This is a genomic window from Streptomyces sp. NPDC059003, assembly GCF_042740445.1.
Lineage (GTDB): Bacteria > Actinomycetota > Actinomycetes > Streptomycetales > Streptomycetaceae > Streptomyces.
Window position 1 is genome coordinate 8,120 of record NZ_JBHYJH010000043.1, and the last position, 15,115, is coordinate 23,234.

A 15,115-nucleotide genomic window follows, 5' to 3' on the forward strand; every position below is an offset into this window, starting at 1 on the left:
CCGGTGGGGGTGAGCTTCGGTGGCCGGGCGCGGCGGCGCGCTGGCGCCGGAGCTCGGCGGCTCGGCAGCGGTTCGGTGCGGGTGAGCTTCGGTGGCCGGACACGGAGACGCGGCGACCGCCCCGGGGCGCGGCGACAGAGCACCGTACACATGCGGCCGTACGTCGGCGTCCGGCCGCGGCGGTGAGCTGGTGCCGGGGCCCGGCGGCTCGGCAGCGGTCCGGTGGGGGTGGGCTTCGGTGGCCGGGCGCGGCAGCGTCTCCGCGTCCACGCGGATCAGGGCGTCGGCGATGGCCAGGAGCAGCCAGGCTCGGCCGCGGCTCCAGCCGGGGGGTGGGTCGGTGAGGGGGCGCCAGCCGGTGGGCGGTTCGTGGTGCCAGGCGACGGCGCCCCCGCGGCACAGGTCCAGATGGCGGTGCAGGTGCGCGGCGGCGGCCGCGGTCCCGCGCGGGCCCGCCGTGGCGAGCAGCGGTACGAGGCCGGGTACGGCGTCCGCCCGCGCCACGTGCCGAGGGCCACCGAAGGCCGCGCCCCAGGGGACGAGGCCGAGTTCGGGGTCGAACGCGGCACGGCAGGCGTCGGCCGCGCGGGCCCGCAGGGCGTCGGCCGCCGGGTCGTCGACGGCGGCCGCGGTCCCGTACCAGAGGATCAGCCCCCGGGTCGCGGTGTCGGCGTCGACCCACTCGGCGAGCCGCGCCGTGCACGCGGACGCGGCCTCGCGGTCGGCCGCGGCCCCCGTATGCCGGGCCCGCAGCCACAACAACCCTGCCCAGAAGCCCCCGGTCCACGACCCGCGCCGTGTCGTCGTCCACGCCCCGGTGCCCGGATCGGCGGACAACGGGAAGCGCGCGCCGACGTCCGCCAGGGTCACCCCGACCCGCCCGAGCACGGCGTCGAGTGCGGGACGGGCCCACGCCGCCGCGTCCCCCACAGACGTCCCGTCCCCACCGCCCACGTCACCCCGCACGGCCATGCCCCACCCTCACTCCCCTGCCTCCCACAGCACCGTCACCCCGTACCTACCGAAGAACGCCTCCGCCCCCGCACACCCACGTCACCCGCACGACCACGCCCCGCCCCCACACAGCCACGCCACGCCACCCCACACAGCCACACCCCACCCCCGCTCCCCTGCCACCCACAACACCGTCACCCCGCACCCACCGAAGAACACCCCCGCTCCCGTACCGCCCACCGCAGCCCCACCCCGCACGCCGTCGCGAACTCCGTCGCCACCAGGGCCCAGCCCCAGCCGTACCGGTCCGCGTCCGCGAGGAGGCCGAACAGGGGCGGGCCCAGGGCGAAGCCCGCGAAGAAGCCCGCGGAGACCAGGGCCGAGTCCTGGCCCGCGCGGCCGGGGGCGGCGCGTTGCATGACGAGGACCATGGAGACGGCGTTCGCCGAGACCGCGCAGACGCCCACGGCCACCGCCGCCACCCACACCAGAGGGTGCACCCGGGCCGCCGCCACGAGCAGCAACGCCGCGCCGACCGCCCCCGCCGCGAGCCACCCCGGCAGCCACTCGGCCCGCCCGGGCCTGGCCGCCCTCGACCAGCCGATCCGGCCCACGACCCCCGCCACGCCGAGGACCGCGACGAGCGCGCCGGCCGCCGCGGGGCCGAGGTCGAGGCGGTGGGACCCGTACAGCGCCAAGTACGTGTTGACCGACGCGATGCCGCAGCCGAGGAGGAGCGAGAACGCCGCGAGCCAAGCGATGGTGCCGCGCGGCCGGAGCCCCGCGCCCGCGGCGGGCGGCCGCGCGGGCGGCGCGTCGGCGGGCAGCGCGCGCAGCGCCCACACCGCCGTCACGACCGCCGCACCCGCCGCCGTCCACACGGCGCCGCGCCAGCCGAGCCACCCGGCGAGCGCCGCGAGCGGCAGCCCCGCGGCGAAGGCGCCCAGCTGGACGCCCGACTGCTTGAGGCCGGTGACCGCGCCACGGCGCGCGGGCTCCACGGCGGCCAGGATCGCCTTGTTCGTGGCCGGGTTGGCGAGCGCCTGCGGCAGGCCGCCGAGGGCGACCGCCGCGAGCAGGAAGCCCGCGCCGGGCGCGGCGCCGATCAGCGCGAGCGCCGCGGCGGACAGCAGGAGCAGCGCCGCCAGGGCGCGGCGCGGGCCCACCCGGTCGACGATCCGCCCGCCCGTGGGCGACAGGACGGCGGCGGTGCCGAACCCGATCGTCGTCGTCAGACCGAGCACGGTCGGCGACACGTCGAGGTCGTCCACCAGGCGCGGCCCGAGCGCGCCGAGCAGGAACAGCTGGAGCATCGAGAACGCCATGGCGCAGGTGAGCAGCGCGGTGGGCGCGGGCCGCGGACGTGACTGCGTACGGGCCTTCGTCGGCTCCGTCTGCTCTGTCCCCACTCGTCCGCTCCCCTGGTTCCCTGGTTCCCTGGTTCCCGAAATTCCCGAATTCCCGATAGTGCTTCGGTGCTTCTTCGCTGGCTCTCGACGGTTCTTCGAGCTGGACCGTCCAGGGTGGACGTCCAGAAGCCAACTGGCTGCCGCAGCAGTCGCGCGCGGGGCCGGGCCAGTTCCCGGAGGGCATCGTGAGCTGGGCCACACGCCGGGCGCACGAGGAACATTCCGGACCCGCCGGTGGGCCGTGTGAAGGGGATGCAAAGATGAGCCCCGCCATGACTGGGGGCCGAAGTTGTCGCGCGGTACGGGCTGCGGTGTTCGCGGCCGCCTGTGTGCTGCTCGCGGCCACCGGCCACGCCCTCATGTCGGCGTCGCCGCTGCCGTGGTGGGCGCTGCCCGCCGCGGGCGGGGTGACGTTCGCGGGCGCCTGGTTCCTCGCCGGGCGCGAACGGGGCGTACTCGTCGTCACCTCCGCGTCCGTCGTGGCCCAGGCCGCGCTGCACGCCTGGTTCTCGCTCGCGCAGGCCACGGCCCAGGCGTCGGGGTCCGGCGGGGTGTCGCTCGCCCAGCAGTGGGCCCGCCATCTGCTCTGCGGGGCGGGCGGTTCGCAGCCCATGTCGGAGGCGGACGCGGTCCGCGCCGTCACCGACGCGGGCCTGGCCGACCGGCTGCATGAGTCCGCCGGGCACGTCCGGCACTCGATGGGCATGCAGGAGACGGTCTCCTCGGGCCCAGGCTCGGGCCCGGGATCCGCATCCGCCGCGCACGACATGAGCGGCATGGACGGCATGGGCGGCATGAGCGACGTGGCGGGCACGGGCCACGGCATGAGCGGTATGGACGGCATGACTGGCATGGGCGGCATGCACGGCGGTCATGACATGGGCGGCATGTCGCCGCTCGGCATGCTCGCCGCGCACCTGCTGGCCGCGCTGCTGTGCGGGCTGTGGCTCGCGTACGGCGAGCGCGCGGCGTTCCGCATCGGGCGGGCCGTCGCGGGCTGGCTCGTCGCGCCGCTGCGGCTCGCGCTGCGCCTTCCGCCGCCCCCGCACCGGCCGCGCCTGCGCCCGCGCCGCGACCACGGCGCCCGCAACGCGCGGCGCCTGTTCCTCGTCCACGCCATCACCTCACGAGGTCCGCCGCACGGGATCGCTGTCATCTGACAGCCGGTTACTCCCGGCCCGCCCCACGGACGGCACCCGGCTCGGCGCCACGTCAGCGCCGCGCCGCGGCTCGTCCTACGCGCGACCGGGCACCGGCCCGCACCGCCGCACACCCTGTGCGCGCCACCGGGCCGTACGACACCGTCACCGCCCGCCCTCCGGCGCGGGCGGATCCCGCACGCGGATTCCCGTATCCCGCATTCCTGTAAGGAACATCTGGCGATGGCCCCTGCCCTGAAGGCACCCGCTGCCCAAAAACTCACGAAAGGTTCGGAATGTACGGCGACGGCGACGGCCCCGGCCTCAGCCCCAGCCCGGCCGCTCACCACCACACCCCGCACCACCACACCCCACGCCACGACACCCCGCGCCACCGCAACCCGCGCCACCGCACCCCGTGCCACCGCAACCCGCACCACCACACCCCGTGCGGGTGCAACCCGCCCCACCACGTCCCGCCCCACCCCGCGCCGCACCGACGCCACCGCCGACGAGTCCGTCACGCGGCTCGCGCTCGCGGCGCGTGACGGTGACCCCGAGGCCGTCGACCGGTTCGTGCGCGCGCTGCACCGCGACGTACTGCGCTACGTCGCCCACCTCAGCGCCGACCCGCAGGCCGCCGACGACCTCGCGCAGGACACGTTCCTGCGGGCGCTCGGCAGCCTGCACCGGTTCGAGGGCCGCTCGTCGGCGCGGACCTGGCTGCTCTCCATCGCGCGCCGCACCGTCGTCGACAGCCTCCGGCACGCGGCCGCCCGGCCGCGGCTCGCGGACCGCGACGACTGGCAGACCGCGGCCGAGCAGGCCCAGCCGCGCGGCCTGCCCGGCTTCGACGACGGCATCGCCCTCGCCGAACTCCTCGACGCGATACCCGCCGAGCGGCGCGAGGCGTTCGTCCTCACGCAGCTCCTCCAGCAGCCGTACGCGGAGGCGGCCGCCGCCATCGGCTGCCCCGTCGGCACGGTCCGCTCCCGCGTGGCCCGCGCCCGCGCCACGCTGATCGAGGCGTTGGCGGCCGCCTGATCCGGTACGACAGGAAGGGGGCCGATGCCGCGTGGTGCGGGGTCGGCCCCCTCGGTCCGTCCGGCGCCGCCCGGCCCTGCACGGGTGCCGCTCGCCCCCGGACGACGGTCGGGTAAACCCGACCGCGAAGTGTCGATCTGCCTGTCATGACCGCACCGGTGCCACGCGGCTGCAATGGTCGACGTGCTGATACGCCGCGCGCCGACGCCCTCACCGACAAGCCCCGCCACCAGCCCCGCCACCAGCCCCTCCGCGCCCCTCCTCCGGGTCGGCGGGTGGCTGGCCGCCGCCCTGTGGGCGCTGGCGTTCCCCTTGGTCTCCACCCTGGGGCCGCACCGCGTGTGGGGGATCTCCGCCGCGGCCGGGTACGCGGGAGCCGCGCTCGCCGCGTGGTGGCTGCCCCGACCCCGGGCCCGCGCGGCGTCCGTGACGTGCGCACTGCTCGGCGCCGTCGTCGTCCCCCTCACGCTGCTCCTGCTGACCGGTCAGGGACAGAGCGAGGTCGGCGTGATCGAACGGTCCGGTGTGCTGCTCGTCCGCCAGGCGAGCCCCTACCTGACCGACCCCCAGGACGTCGGCGACTACACCCCGTACCTGCCCGGCATGGCCCTCTTCGGCCTCCCCCGGGCCGTCCTCGGCGACGAAACCGCACCGGCGCGACTGCTCGGCGACGCCCGCCTGTGGTGCGCGGCGGTGTTCCTGCTGTGCCTGGCGGCGGGGCGGTCCGTGCTGCGGGGCCGGGCGCGGGACGGACGTACGACAGGCGCGGCGCGGGACGGACGTACGAGCAGCGCTGCGCGGAACGGACGTACCGGAGACGCGGCGCCGTACCGCACCGGCCTCGCCGTCCTCGTCGCCTCCCCCGTGGTCGCGCTGCCGCTGTGCGTCAGCGGGGTCGATCTGCCGCTCGCCGGGCTCTGCTGCCTCGGGCTCGCGCTCGCGGCGCGGGACCGCCCGGTGGCGGCGGGCCTCGCGCTCGCCGCCGCGTGCTCGCTCAAGTGGACGGCGTGGCCCGCGGTCGCGGTCGCCGCGTCGCTGCTCGCGAGCGGGCCGGGCACGCGGGCAGCACCGTGCGACGCACGGGCGACACTCCGCCGCACCCGGGCGGCACTGCGCTGCGCCGCCACGTCGATCACCGGGACCCTCGTCCTGACTCTCCCCAGCGCACTGCTCGCACCGGGCCCGATGGCGCACCAGGTCCTCGCCTTCCCGACCGGACGCGCCGACGTGGCGACGCCCGCGGCGAGCCCCCTGCCGGGCCGGCTGCTCGCGGACCTCGGCCCATTCGGCTGGTACGTGGCGACGGCGCTGCTCCTGTGCGGCGGGGCCGCGGTCGCGGTGACGCTGGTGGTGCGGCCGCCGTCGGATGCCGTGGCCGCCGCGGACCGCCTGGCGGCGGGGCTGTGCGTGGCGTTCCTGCTGGCGCCCGCGGGACGGTTCGGCTATCTGGCACTGCCGGTGGTCCTGGTGGTGTGGACACGGCTGGCAACGCCTGGGGCGCGGACGCGGCTGGCAACACCTGGGGCGCGAACACAGCGGACCGTACCTGGGGAAAACCCTCCCCCCAAGACACCGGACCGCCCCAGCCCCACCCCCCATCCCCTCGACTACGCTTCTTGACGATCACGTATCGAGCGGTGCCACGGGAGGCCACACACATGTCGGGGCAGCCCGTGGGCGCGGCGGCGGACGAGCGGGGGGTCGCCGTCCGGCAGGCGATGCGCGGGTCGCCGCGGCGGTTCCTGCTGTCGTCGTGGCCGCTGCGGTGCTGGGCGTTCCTCCTCAGCGGGACCCTTGTCGGGTACGTACTCCTCGTACTGCTCCTCGCCCTTGCCGTCGGCGGGTTGCTGCTCTCGGTGGTCGGGGTGGGGCTCGCCGTCCTGACGGCGGTGGCTGTCAGCGGCGTGCCCGTGGGGCGGTTCGAGCGGTGGCGTCTGCGGCTCGTCGAGCCGAACGCGCTGCCGGACGGGCACAGTTCGCTCACGGGCGGCGGCGTACGGGGATGGCTGCGGGTCCGGCTCCGGGAGCGGGCGACCTGGCGCGAGCTCGGCTACGCGTGGCTGCTGGCCCTGGTCTTCTCCAGCGCGGGCCTCGGCATGACGCTGCTGCTCTTCTTCGCGGGGGTCCTCGTGGCGACGCCGCTGATCGTGGCGGCGCTCGCGCCGGAGTCGGTAATGATCATCCCGGGACAAGCGGTGCCGAGCCCGCTGGCGGGCCTCCCCTTCACGGCCGCAGGCGTCCTGCTGCTCGCCCTGGCGGCGTACGCGGCGGGGCTGCTGGCGGGCGCGCAGGTGCGGACGGCGCGGTTCCTGCTCGGGCCGCGCGACGAGCTGAGCCGGCGCGTCCTGGAGCTCACCCGGTCCCGGGTACGCCTTGCCGACGCCTTCGAGGCCGAACGGCGCCGCATCGAACGCGACCTGCACGACGGGGCGCAGCAACAGCTCGTCGCCCTGACGATGACGCTCGGCCTCGCCCGGATGGAACTCGGCGACGCGCAGCCGGCGGCGGCCGAACTCGTCGAACGCGGCCGCGGCGAGGCCCGCCGCGCCCTCGACCAACTGCGCGAGCTCGTCCGCGGCATCCATCCGCAGGTCCTCACCGACCACGGCCTGGCCGCCGCCGTCACGGAGGTCGCGCTGCGCCACCCCGTACCCGTCGCCGTCGACATCGACCTGCCGCGCCGCCTGCCCGACGCCGTGGAGACCACCGCGTACTTCACGGTGACGGAGGCCCTGGCCAACGCGGCCAAGCACAGCGGCGCTTCCCGGGTCACGGTCGTCGGCAGGCTGGAGCGCGCCCGGCTCAGGCTCTCGGTCACCGACGACGGTCGCGGCGGGGCCGACCCGGCCCGGGGCACGGGCCTGACCGGCCTCGCGGACCGCCTGGCGATCCTGCAGGGCCGTCTCACCGTGTCCAGCCCGGACGGCGGCCCGACCGAACTGAGAGTGGAGGTGCCGTGCTCCGCGTAATCCTCGCCGAGGACGCCGTGCTGCTGCGGGCGGGGCTCGTGGAGCTTCTGACGCGCGGCGGCCACGAGGTGATCGCTGCGGTCGGCGACGCCCCGTCCCTGGCCCGCGCCGTGGACGACGAACGTCCCGACATCGTGATCACCGACGTACGAATGCCCCCGGACTTCCGCGACGAGGGCCTCCAGGCCGCGCTCGAACTACGCACCCGACACGGCCAATTGCCCATCCTGGTGCTCTCCCAGTACATCGCCACGGCGTACGCCGCACAGCTCCTGAGCGGCGACGCGGCGGGCGTGGCGGGACTCGGCTACCTGCTCAAGGACCGGGTGGGCGAGGTCGCGGAGTTCCTGGACACACTGCACCGGGTCGCCGCGGGCCAGACCGTGATCGACCCGGAGGTCGTCCGCGTCCTCCTCACCCAAAAGACCCGGACCACCCCCCTGAACCGCCTCACCCCACGCGAACGCGAAGTCCTGACCCTGATGGCCCAGGGCCTCAACAACCACACCATCGCCCACCGCCTCACCATCACCGAGGCATCGGTGGTCAAACACTCCAGCAACATCTTCACAAAGCTGGACCTGGACCCCACAGAGGGCAACCGCCGGGTCCTGGCGGTACTGGCCCACCTGCGCGGCGGCACGGAACCCCCACCACCGTGACGCGCGCCAGATCGCGCCGGTCGAGCGTAAGCTCCGCGCCGGTGTCGCGCTCAGAGGCAAGGGCCACCTTCGCCACGTCCGCGAGGTCCAGGTCCGAGTCGCGATAGTCGGCGCGCACCGACGGGGCGACACGCAGATGACCCTCCGTGCTCTTGGGCAGAACGACACGGTCTCGTCGCACCCGGTGTTCGGATGCCGTCGGCCGCACTGAGCACCGCTTCACGGCCGAGCTCGCGCATGACGTGGTCAATCTCCGAGAACAACAGCGGGGAGATCCCCCAGGAGACCCGCAGCCATGACGGCTTCGTTGACGCACGCACGCAGTCCCCCCGATCGACTCATCCAGCGCGCCTGCAAGATCTCCGCACCTTCCACCGATGGCGCTCCGCACTCTGACGCAAGCCCGGGACGCACTCCCGGACATGCTTCAACGCACCTCCACACAATGACCTTTGACTACATGTCACCAATCAACCTACATCCACTGGCGTTTGCCACTTGGGATGTCATGGGCATTCTGTATGGGTCTGATCGTCGGCGCGGGTGCAACCTTGGGGGGCCGATGGCAAGAGGGGACGCCTGGGCACGGAAGGGCACGACCACATCGGTGGCGGACCTCGTCGCCCGGTTCGGCGAGGAGGTCCGGGCCAAGCTGCAAGGTCCCGCAGGGGCGGTCAGCAGTAGAGAGGACAGCCTCACCGCGCCCGTGGAACAACTGCTGCGCGGTATGGCCTCCCGGCAACGCCTCAAGCTCATCGCCCACGGTCAGAGCCGTGTCAAGGAACTCGGGATACGACCCGACTTCGCCATCTCCTGCGACGGTCGGACCATAGGGCACGTCGAACTGAAACAGCCTGGTTCGGGCGCCGATCCGGAGAAGTGGTCGGTGAAGACCCACGACCGGAAGCAGTGGGAGAAGATCAAGGCCCTCCACAACGTGCTGTACACCGACGGATACCAGTGGGCGGTCTACCGCTTCGGTGCGCAAGTCGGCCCAACCGGAATACTGGCTGGAGACCTGGAGTCCGGTAGCCAGCAACTCATTGCCCCGGACACCGGGTTCGAGCGCGCCCTCACCCACTTCTTCATGCCGGCGCCCATCGACCACGGCAGCATCGACGAGCTGGTCAGGCGCATCGCGAGAATCTGTGCCCTGCTGCGCGACGAGGTCACCGAACGTCTCACCCGTGAGGAGCACGGGGAGGCTGACGCTGCGTTCTCGATCCTGGCCGGGAACTGGAAGGACCTGCTCTTCCCCGACGCTCGCCCGGAGGAGTTCGCGGACCAATACAGTCAGACGCTGACGTTTGCCATGCTGCTGGCTCGTCTTGAACACATTGCTCTGAGCCGGCTTACGCTCCCCGAGGTCGCGCTCCGCCTAGGCAAGCGGCATTCCTTGATGGGCAAGGCGCTGGCGGTGCTGACGGACGACGCCCTCGACGATCTGCGGGGCGTCATCGACCCGTTGATCGACGTCATTTCGGCCGTCGACCCCGAGATGTTCAAGGACGAGTCCGGAGACGCCTACCTCCACCTGTACGAAGGCTTTCTGACCGCCTACGACCCGGAACTGCGGCGGCGGACGGGTACGTACTACACGGCCGGAGAGGTCGTCCGCTTCATGGTCGGCTTCACCGACGAGGTGCTGCGTGACCGGCTCGGCCAGGAGGACGGGTACGGAAGCGAAGACGTCACCGTCGTCGATCCGGCCATGGGCACCGGGACCTTTCTCATCAACATCATCGACCACGTCGCCAAGTCCCTGTCACTGAAGTACGGCAGGACCCTCAAGTCCGGGCTTCTCCGGGAACTCTCGGGCCGACTAGTTGGACTGGAGAAACAGACCGGGCCGTACGCGGTCGCCGAACTCCGTGTGCACCACGCCTTCCGGTCCCACGACGCCGACGTCACGCGCCGCCCGCCGAGGCTTCTCGTCGCCGACACACTCGACGATCCCGCTGTCGAGCACCACTTGGGCTTCATGTACGAGGCGATCGCCCGCCACCGCCGAATGGCGAACAAGATCAAGGCGGACGAGAAAGTCATGGTGGTCATCGGTAATCCGCCCTACCTGCGGGGTGCGAAACAGTCGGGCGTCGGACGTTGGGTCACCGAGGGAAACCCGAACGATCAGGGCCCGATCCTTGCTCGCTTCCACCCGGAGGACAACGGGCGCGTCGGATACGCCCTCGACAACCTCTACGTCTACTTCTGGGCGTGGTCCACCTGGAAGGTTTTCGACCAGTTGACTGCCTCGGGAGCACCGAAAGCCCCCAGTGGAATCGTCGCCCTCATCACCAACTCCGGATACCTGGACAGCGAGGGCTCGGCCGGCATGCGGCACTACCTGCGTGAGGCCGCTGACGAGGGCTGGGTCATCGGTCTCTCCCCCGAGGGCGCCTATTCCGACACTCGCACCCGTGTCTTCCAGGATGTCAAGCGGGAGATCTGCATCGCCGTCTTCGTCCGCCATGGCGCCCCGGACGCGGGTACACCGGCGCGAGTCTGGCGACTCGACGTCCCCGCGGGTACACGCGAGGAGAAGTTCGCCTGGCTGGAAGGGCTCGGCCTCGACGGCCATCGCGACGGGACCTCCTGGCAGCTCTGCCCCACACAGTGGACGGCGCCTTTTCACATCACGTCCGGCTCCGCGTGGTCGGCAATGCCACCGGTGGACGCCCTGCTGCCCTGGACGAGTTCCGGCAACAAGAACAACCGCAACTGGCCCGTCTCACCCAGCCGGGACGTCCTGGAAAAGCGCTGGCGCAGGCTTATCCAGGCTCCCGCAGAGGCCAAGGCGGCGCTGATGAAGAGCACCGGGGACCGCCGGCCGGAGAAGCCCGAACCACCCCTACCCGGCCAGCAGGAAAAGGGCCCCCTCGCTGAGGAGGACGAAACGGTTCCGGTCGTTGTCCCGTACGGGCGAATGACCTTCGACCGGCAGCACATCATCGCGGACCGGAGAGTGATCGACCGGCCGCGACCAGCCTTGTGGTTCGCCCACAACGACCGACGCCAGATCTACTTGTCCGAACTCCACACGGAGTCAGGTCGCCCCGGCCCGGCGGTGACCTTCACCGCCCTTCTGCCCGACATCCATCACTTCAAAGGCACCGAAGGTGGCCGCGTCGTCCCTCTCTACCGCCACCCCCACAAGCCTGAACCAAACGCAACCCCTGGCCTGCTGCGGCTGCTCACCAAGACGCACGGCGTGACGGTCACCGCCGAGGATCTCTTCGCATACATCGCGGGAACAGCCAGCCACAGCGGCTATACCCGCCGCTTCGCCGCGAACCTCGCCGAGCGGGGTGCCCGTATCCCTATAACGCGCGACCCGGCTCTATGGGCGGAGGTCGTGGACGTGGGACGGCGCACGGTGTGGATCCACACGTACGGCCAGCGCTTCGCCGCCCACAACGACAGTTCGCCTGGATCGACCCCGAGGCTTCCCCCTGAGGAGCAACCGGAATGTGTCGTCGTGATCGGAGACGACGACGGTCTACCTGAAGACATCTCCTACGACGCGTCCACGCGAACCCTCACCGTGGGCACGGGCTGCATCTGTCCGGTGGCGCCGGAAGTCTGGGACTACCGGATCGGTGGGGTGCAGGTGATCCGCAAGTGGTTCAGCTTCCGCAAACGCAAGCCAGACGTGGAGCGGCAGACTCCATTGAACGACATCCTGCCTCCGACCTGGCCTTCCCGGTGGACCGTCGACCTGCTGGATCTCATCAACGTACTCGGGCTCCTCGTAGCCCTCGAACCGCGACAGGCCCAGCTCCTGAACGCCGTGAGCAGCGGCCCGCTCATCACCACCGACGACCTATGGGGCGAGGGCATCCTGCCCGTACCTGCCTACGCGACCAAGGAACCGAAGCCGCCGCGGAAGTCTCGACGCACCCCTGGCCCTGGTCAGGAGAGCCTCGACTTCTCGGACTGACACCCGCGTGCTCGGCGGCTGCTCAGGACGGGCACCGCTCGAGCGTCAAGACTTCCGAGAAGCGCAGTGCCTCGCAGACGGCCTGGCTGCCACCTCTGCATGACATCGCTGGCCAGACCGCCCCTCAACGGAAGAACGGCCACCCAACCCGATGAATGATCTGAAACAGGTTGAGCAGTCGGCGAACACTACAAAACCACAGTTCAGGAGCCCTACTTCGCAGGCTCCAAAATCGCCACGCACTCCACATGATGCGTCATAGGGAACAGGCCCAAAAATCGGATCATCTTAAAATCCCAGGTCAGGCGGCACTTTCGGGCCCACCCACCTGGCCGAAACCCCCTTTGAGCGTCAGACGAGCGTCAAGCGATTCCGTCTGGCCAGCACCTTAGGACCGGACGCCTAGAGACCTCACCTTTGATCGCGACAGGCACGAAGGGGTCACCGTTCCACCGGACAGCCGCCTGAGCACTGCACATACTTTGGGGGGCACCTGATAGCTGCCTCCCAGGTGGGCACGGCAGCCTCACCCTCTGCACGCCCCCACTGCCAGGCCAAACAGAACCCATGCACTAGCTTTGCGATCGCCGCCATACGCATTCGCACCGGCAAGCTTGCCGCCGGGAGTGCAGCCTCTCGCCCTTCCTGAGACAGCCCGACCGGCCTGAGGGTGCTCGGAACGCACCGAGCTGAGAAAGACACAGCAGTCTCTCCCTCGTCGCCGAGTCCGGCTACTCCACGCCTTGTCGGCGAACTACGCGACGAGACTCAGTCGCGCACCCATACCTTCCCACGCATCAAGTACCGCTTCGTGGGCTCCGGGCTGGAGATGCGCATAGCGCTCGGTCGTCTGATAGTTCGAACATGAGAGGTCATGGCAAGAGGATCGGCGATGGCCTGCTCGGCTTGTGGCGCAGGTCAGCACCCCATTTGCCATTGCCGGGCGATCTCCAAAACCCGCAGAAGCGTCAAGCGAGCGTCATGCCACAGATACATCAAAGCGACCCATCACAGGTGCCCGTGCGAGCGTCTGGCAGCCTTCCGCTTCACCGAGAGCGGTACCAGTTGGCTCCAACGCGGCGTGCTCGTCGTTCGGGAACGGGTTATCGGACGGACGCGTGCCGACCATCATGTGTGGTCCCCGATTTTCGCCTACACGCTGACGTGCCCGCTCACGCTCGGCGGTAAGGTCCGGGGGCAGAGTCCGTGAACCCAGCCGAGTCCTGCCGGCCTCCGCCCCGCACCGGGTTCCCCGGTCGTAAACTGAAGCCCTTTCCGTAGCTGGTTGGGGGCACGAAAGCACCGATGAACCCGCTGAATACTGCGATCGATCCACGAGCTGTCGGCCCATTCGAACTGTTGCGCGTACTCGGACAGGGTGGGATGGGCCGCGCCTACCTCGCGCGGCGGCTGCCCCTGGAGCGACTGGGACCGGAGTACGAGGCCGCCTACCACCTCGCGGAGCCGGACGACGACAGCGCCGGGCCCGGACTCGCGGTCGTCAAGGTCATCAGGCCGTCGGTGTTCACCGAGTACACGGCGGCCGACCAGCAGAAGGCGCGTGACCGCTTCGAGCAGGAGGTCGACGCGATCCGCTCTGTGCTGAGCGCCCGCGTTCCCGCGCTGCGCGGGGCCGACGTCGCGACCGATCGGCCGTGGCTCGCGATGGACTACGTACACGGGCCCACGCTGCACAGACTGGTGACGGGGAACGGACCTCTCGACGTCGTTCCCTTCGCGGGGCTCGGCCTCGCTTTGGTGGAAGCGTTGCGAGCCATCCACGGCGAGAAGATCCTGCACCGGGATCTCAAGCCGAGCAACATCGTTCTCGGTCCGGCCGGACCGGTGGTCCTGGACTTCGGCCTCGCGGTCCTCTCCGAGCGCCGGTCAAGCGGGGCCCTCACCGAGACCGGCGCGTCCATGGGCACTCATGGCTACACGCCGATGGAGCAGCTTCTCGATGCGAAGCACGTCGAAGAGCCCTCTGACGTGTACGCGTTCGGGGCGACCCTCTACTTCGCGGTAACCAAGGCTCCTCCGTACCCCGTCGCGCCGACGGGCTCACCGCCCGACTGGGAAGGTATCGACGACGGAATCCGTGAGCTGCTCGCCCCGATGCTCCTGCACGAAGCCGGGCAGCGCCCCGTCCTGGACGTGGTGGAGGACCGCCTCACGGCCCTGCTCGCCGCGCACGGCTCGTCGCCCGAGGAAGCGGACGAGGCGCTGGCCATCCTGGTCCGCGACTCCGGGCTCATCCCGGTGCTGCCTCCTGAGGCCCTGACTGATCAGCCCGATCCGAAGGTCCGGGAACAGGCGCAGCGGGCGGTCGACGACGGTGCGGCGCCCGACAGCCCCTGGGCGGCGGCTGGGGCTGAACTCTTCCATGAGCTCTTCGCCGCCTCCGCATCGGATGGCGGCGATGAACTCCCGGCATCGGACGGGGGCGAAGTCGCGGACGACACCGAGGGGGAGAAGAACCTCGTGCCGGGTGGGGACGGCGTGCATCCGGGGGCGAACGGTCACATGGCGACCCCGGCCGATGTACAGCCCCCCGGCCAGGACGGCCCCACCCCGAACGGCGCCACCCCGGTCCCCGCGCAACCAGTGGTCTCGCCGAAGCCCGCACTGACCGCCAGGGACGGCGCCGCACCCTCCGCCCCCACCGTGGCGACCAGCTACCGGCTTCAGCCCCCGGCGCCGCGCGCTTCACAGAAACGGGAGGCGGCGTTCAACGCCTCGCCCGCCACCGTGCCGCCCGCCGCTGCGAAGGCCGCTGACCGTCTACGCCGCGACTACGCGCACAGCCGGCATCTGTAGGGCACGGCACGGCCTCCCGGCGCCGGGAGGCCGTGCCGCCTCGCGCCGTAACCTCATCCGAGCCACCCGACTCTCCCGGGTGTCCAGAACCTCGCTACCCGACAGACCGACAGACCCCGATCGCCACCGACTCTAAGGACCCTCACCCGATGCCCGACGCAGCGCCCGCCGACAGCTCGGT

General features: G+C 71.6%; 8 protein-coding genes and 1 pseudogene. 7 read left to right on the top strand and 2 right to left on the bottom strand.

Annotated features, from left to right (window positions below):
- Together ACFWZ5_RS17500 and ACFWZ5_RS17505 are read right to left on the bottom strand one after the other, a co-directional pair.
- Positions 1-972: sugar ABC transporter permease (locus tag ACFWZ5_RS17500; protein ID WP_384890830.1), on the bottom strand; the 972-nt coding region annotated here is incomplete at its 3' end.
- Positions 973-1,148: 176 nt separating this feature from the next.
- Positions 1,149-2,279, bottom strand: coding sequence for an MFS transporter (locus ACFWZ5_RS17505; protein ID WP_384798370.1), 1,131 nt, complete (start codon positions 2,277-2,279; stop codon positions 1,149-1,151).
- A 356-nt stretch (positions 2,280-2,635) separates the two neighbouring features.
- On the opposite strand from ACFWZ5_RS17505, the gene ACFWZ5_RS17510 reads away from it, so the two are divergent.
- The 7 genes and pseudogenes from ACFWZ5_RS17510 (at position 2,636) to ACFWZ5_RS17540 (ending at position 14,934) form a co-directional block, all read left to right on the top strand.
- The gene (locus ACFWZ5_RS17510) at positions 2,636-3,523 is read left to right on the top strand and encodes a hypothetical protein (protein ID WP_384798353.1); all 888 of its coding nucleotides are present in this window, start codon (positions 2,636-2,638) and stop codon (positions 3,521-3,523) included.
- Positions 3,524-4,006: 483 nt separating this feature from the next.
- A pseudogene (locus ACFWZ5_RS17515) lies at positions 4,007-4,546 on the top strand (sigma-70 family RNA polymerase sigma factor); the annotation flags it as partial.
- A 183-nt stretch (positions 4,547-4,729) separates the two neighbouring features.
- Positions 4,730-6,166 (top strand): glycosyltransferase 87 family protein, encoded by a 1,437-nt coding sequence (locus ACFWZ5_RS17520; RefSeq protein ID WP_384798350.1) that lies wholly within the window; start codon positions 4,730-4,732, stop codon positions 6,164-6,166.
- A gap of 38 nt (positions 6,167-6,204) precedes the next feature.
- Positions 6,205-7,515 (top strand): sensor histidine kinase, encoded by a 1,311-nt coding sequence (locus ACFWZ5_RS17525; RefSeq protein WP_384798348.1) that lies wholly within the window; start codon positions 6,205-6,207, stop codon positions 7,513-7,515.
- Positions 7,503-8,177, top strand: a complete 675-nt coding sequence (locus tag ACFWZ5_RS17530; protein ID WP_384798345.1) for a response regulator — start codon at positions 7,503-7,505, stop codon at positions 8,175-8,177. The genes ACFWZ5_RS17525 and ACFWZ5_RS17530 overlap by 13 nt, the downstream gene beginning before the upstream one ends.
- A gap of 607 nt (positions 8,178-8,784) precedes the next feature.
- Complete coding sequence (locus tag ACFWZ5_RS17535) at positions 8,785-12,117, top strand: type ISP restriction/modification enzyme (RefSeq protein ID WP_384798342.1); 3,333 nt, start codon at positions 8,785-8,787, stop codon at positions 12,115-12,117.
- Between the two features lie 1,383 nt (positions 12,118-13,500).
- Positions 13,501-14,934, top strand: coding sequence for a serine/threonine protein kinase (locus tag ACFWZ5_RS17540; protein ID WP_384798339.1), 1,434 nt, complete (start codon positions 13,501-13,503; stop codon positions 14,932-14,934).
- Positions 14,935-15,115: the final 181 nt, after the last annotated feature.